Origin of the sequence: Streptacidiphilus pinicola (assembly GCF_003258295.1) — a bacterium.
In the GTDB taxonomy this organism is placed as follows: domain Bacteria; phylum Actinomycetota; class Actinomycetes; order Streptomycetales; family Streptomycetaceae; genus Streptacidiphilus; species Streptacidiphilus pinicola.
Genome location: NZ_QKYN01000029.1, coordinates 86206 through 88897 on the forward strand (window position 1 = coordinate 86206; position 2692 = coordinate 88897).

The 2692-nt window shown below is 71.8% G+C and carries 3 protein-coding genes; 1 reads left to right on the forward strand and 2 read right to left on the reverse strand.

Going from position 1 to position 2692, the window contains the following annotated elements:
- Positions 1 to 48: 48 nt before the first annotated feature.
- Complete coding sequence (locus DN069_RS07570) at positions 49 to 267, reverse strand: hypothetical protein (RefSeq protein WP_111500070.1); 219 nt, start codon at positions 265 to 267, stop codon at positions 49 to 51.
- An 11-nt stretch (positions 268 to 278) separates the two neighbouring features.
- Positions 279 to 1445, reverse strand: a complete 1167-nt coding sequence (locus DN069_RS07575) for an inorganic phosphate transporter (protein ID WP_111500071.1) — start codon at positions 1443 to 1445, stop codon at positions 279 to 281.
- Between the two features lie 439 nt (positions 1446 to 1884).
- On the opposite strand from DN069_RS07575, the gene DN069_RS07580 reads away from it, so the two are divergent.
- Positions 1885 to 2692 (forward strand): coiled-coil domain-containing protein (locus DN069_RS07580; protein ID WP_133259842.1); only part of this gene is annotated, 808 nt, incomplete at its 3' end.

Here is a 2692-nt window from a genome sequence, read left to right on the forward strand (position 1 = left end):
GAGCCCCGCGCCCCCGGGTGGTGCGACTACGTGCGGTGGGCCAGCTGGCTACTTGTGTCCGATGAGGTAGAACCCGTACCCCACCGCCGCCGCGCACAGCGCGAAGCTGAGGACCGCGGCGCTGAGGGAGGCGACCGCGGCGCCGCCCGTGGCGCGCTCGCGGCGGGAGAGGGAGGCGACGCCGAGGCAGAAGGCGCCGACCACGGCGAGGGTGACGAGGACGCTCAGACCGAACGTGCTGCCGAGCGCGGACCAGTTGATGTTCATCGTGGTTCTCCTCAGGCCGCGACGGGCGCGGTCGGGGCCGCGGGGGCGGGCGGCTCGGCGGGCGACGGGACGATCTCCGGGGTCACGACGTCGGTCGCCGAGACCTTCTGGCGGCGCGAGGCCACGTAGATCCACGCCGCGACGCCCGCGCCGATCAGGCCGAGCGCGATCTCGCCCCACGCGCCCTGGTCGGCCAGCAGCACGCCGAGGCCGCCGACGAGGCCCGCCGCGGGAAGAGTCAGCAGCCAGGCGTAGGCCATGCGCCGCGCGGTCGACCAGTGGACGACGCCGTCGGCGCGGCCCTTGCCGGCGCCCATGATGCCGCCGGAGCAGACGTGGGTGGTGGACAGGCCGTATCCCATGTGCGAGGAGGTCAGGATGACCGTGGCCGCCGCGCTCTGCGCGGTGAGGCCCTGGGCCGGCTCGATCTCGGAGATGCCCTTGCCCATGGTGCGGATGATGCGCCAGCCGCCGACGTAGGTGCCGAGCGCCATGGTGAGGCCGGCGGCGAGGATGACCCAGAGCGGCGGGTTGGCGCCGGGGGCCAGCGAGCCGGCGGTGATCAGGGTCAGCGTGATGACGCCCATGGTCTTCTGGCCGTCGCTGGTGCCGTGCGCCACGGAGACCAGCATCGCGGAGGCGACCTGGCCGGCCTTGAAGCCCTTGGAGTTCACCTTCTCGTCACCGTTGCGGGTCATCCGGTAGGCCAGCTTGGTGGCGGCCCAGGCGGAGACGCCGGCCACGATCGGGGAGGCGACGGCCGGGATGATGATCTTCGTCATCACCGTGTCGAAGTGGACGCCGTGGGTGCCCACGGCGAAGAGCGTGGCGCCGATCAGGCCGCCGTACAGGGCGTGCGAGGAGCTGGACGGGATGCCGCGCAGCCAGGTGACGAGGTTCCAGACGATGGCGCCGATCAGCGCCGCGAAGACGATCTGCGGCTTGAGGCCGGCCTTCTCGTCGAGGATGCCGCCGGAGATCGTCTTGGCGACGGCGATGGAGAGGAATGCGCCCGCGAGGTTCAGTACCGCCGAGATCGCGACGGCGACCTTGGGCCGCAGCGCTCCGGTGGCGATCGAGGTGGCCATCGAGTTGGCCGTGTCGTGGAAGCCGTTGGTGAAATCGAAGGCGAGAGCCGTGATCACTACGGCGGTCACCAGGAACGAAGCGTGTTCCATGCCCAAACAATCGTCTCAGCGGAGGCGTGCACGGCGGTCGCCGCGAGCGTGACCGTAGGGATCCATAGTGAACGGAAGGTTAACTAGCCACCCCTTTGGGGTTGATGAAGCCACCGAAGCATGACAAAAGGGCGGCAAACGCGCCCTGCCCCGGCGGGGTCGGCCTTGCGGCGGTTGGGTTCCCTTGTTCGGGGTGCGTTCGCCTACCGGTGCGGTGAGGGGTGCGTCACATTCACCTGCCTGTGGCGCGGCGAGGCCCGTGGGTGTGAGTGCTCTCAGAATCGCGCCGATCGCCCGAGGCGCCCTGCCGCGTTCCGGTCCGCCGTGGGAGGATCGCCGTTGCGCATGCCGGGGGCTGGGCGCGAGGGACCTGGTCGGGGTGGGCCGCCGCAGGCGGCGGACGAGGGAAGGGCTTGGGCGAGTGCTGAGCATCGGGGGCATGGAACGGCGTCCGTGGCTGCGCGGAGTGCTGCGCTGCGGCCTGATGCTCGCCGCCGCGTCACTCGCGGTGCTGCCCGTCGCCGGGCAGGCGAGCGCCGCGACCGCCGCCGGCGGAGGCACCGCGCCGGTCACCGGCCAGGCGGGGCTGACCAACCTCACCGCCGCCGAGAAGGCGCTGCTGCCGATCCTGACCCGCCTGCACACGCTGTACCAGCAGGTGGAGTCGGCAGGCCAGCAGTACGACTCGCTCACCGAGCAGCTGAAACAGGCTCAGACGAACGTCACCGAGATCGACGTCCAGGTCGGCGACGCCCAGGGCCAGGTCGACGCCGGCAAGGTGCTGGCCGGCGAGTTCGCGTCGCAGGAGTACCGCGACGGGGGCCTCTCCCAGCTCGCCCAGATCGTCTTCGCGAACGACCCGGACGCCGCCCTCCACGGCAAGGAACTGCTGGACGCGGCCGCGCGCTCCCAGGCCGACCTGCTGCGCCAGCTCTCCGCCGACCAGGCCGCGCTCCTGCTCTCCGAGCACGCCGCGAAGGCCGCGCAGGCGCGGGTCGCGCAGCTGGTCGCCGCGCAGGGCAAGGAGAAGGACACGGTCAACAAGGAGCTGACCGGTCTCGAACAGCTCGTCAGCGGACTGACCGGCGCGCAGCGGGACATGCTGTCGCAGCTGGAGCAGCAGGAGGCCAACGCGGCGCAGCTCGCGCTGCTCGCCTCAGGGGTGCTCGGCAAGGGCGGCACGAAGCCGTCCGCGGCCGGGGCCGCGGCGGTCGCCTACGCCTTCGCGCAGCTCGGCAAGCCGTACG

What these genes read in the sequence shown, in the direction of transcription:
- DN069_RS07570 (WP_111500070.1), bottom strand. Translation starts at nt 267, where the DNA reads ATGAACATCAACTGGTCCGCGCTCGGCAGCACGTTCGGTCTGAGCGTC.
- DN069_RS07575 (WP_111500071.1), bottom strand. Translation starts at nt 1,445, where the DNA reads ATGGAACACGCTTCGTTCCTGGTGACCGCCGTAGTGATCACGGCTCTC.